This window comes from Paenisporosarcina sp. P4_E4_2 (genome assembly GCF_056401595.1).
Genome location: NZ_JBFUJC010000532.1, coordinates 1 through 1,308, shown reverse-complemented (window position 1 = coordinate 1,308; position 1,308 = coordinate 1). Strand labels below are relative to the sequence as shown.

Below are 1,308 nucleotides of genomic sequence, written 5' to 3'. Positions count from 1 at the left end.
TAACATAGTTATAAAATGCATAACTATGTTATTAGAGAACATTCGATAACCCAAGAAAAAAACAAAACAAAAAATGCAATTGATTTGTTAGATACATGTTATGAATTGAATAAATACTATAAATCGATTGGTGATAACAAACTTAAGAATCTTTTAAATAGATATTTACTTAAGGTTTTTTTAAGTGCAATCTATATGGGCTATGAATTCGGAGATAAACAAAAGCTAGAAATCGATAAAAGTTTTGTGAATGGAAAAGCAATTTCAGTAAAGGATTACATTAGAGTGATTATTTTTAAAATTAGCATACTTAGATATTGTCAGTTTCATAGATTGTGGCTTAAAAAGATAGGAGAGTAATATAATAATATTGAGAATAATATTACTATATTAATTCTTTTCTTTTGATAAGGTGGTGAAAAATATATGAAAAAATTCAGTAGAAATAATGACGGAAAGTTATTTTTGTATTGCATGATATATGTTGTTTTAATGTGTGTTTTTCTTAATCAAATTTCGTATTTTGCTGGAATCCATCAAGAAAATAAAGTTGTTATAAGTGCCATTAACTATTTATATTATTTAAACTTTGTTTTTATTTTCATATCTTGGTGTACCTTATTCTTAATTAGAAAAATAAAATTGGATGTTATATACCTAGTTATGTTTCTTATTATAACTATAGCAATTTTATTTATATTTTTCCCACAAAACATAATATATATATCAAAAATAATTCCATATTTAATATATTCAATAACTACTTTTGCAATTATAAGAGCAAATGTAATTTCCTTTGAAGAATTAGAAAAGTATTTTATTGTAACTGCAAGGATTATGTCAGTCATAATATTGTTAGAACTTTTCTTTGTTTTAGATGCATATACCGGTAGCATATATATGATTTATTCAAATGCGATGACTTTAATAGCAGCATTTCTATTGTACAGCGGGATAGTAATAAAAAGAAAAACTGACTTTATACTCGGTTTAACTTCCTTTTTAAGTGTTTTAGTTTTTGGATCTAGGGGAGCCTTCCTCTCTCTTTTAATATTTATCTTAATTATGTTTATATTTTCAAAAAATACTCCAAGAAAGTGGATAATATCATTTGTATTTATCAATTTAACAATAATGTTTGCCATATCATACAAATCTATCATAAGTAGCATTTTGGATTTATTCAACACAATGGGGATAGATAGTAGGACCATAAGTTTGCTATACCTTGACAATATGTTTAAAACATCGGGTAGATTGAACATATACGATTATCTATTTAACATAATTGGAAACAATGTTTTTTTT

1 protein-coding gene is annotated in these 1,308 nt (G+C 24.6%); it reads left to right on the top strand.

Annotation, left to right across the window (positions count from 1 at the left end):
* Positions 1-426: 426 nt before the first annotated feature.
* The coding region (locus AC1DSB_RS19445; protein WP_477587434.1) for a hypothetical protein at positions 427-1,308 on the top strand (882 nt) is incomplete at its 3' end.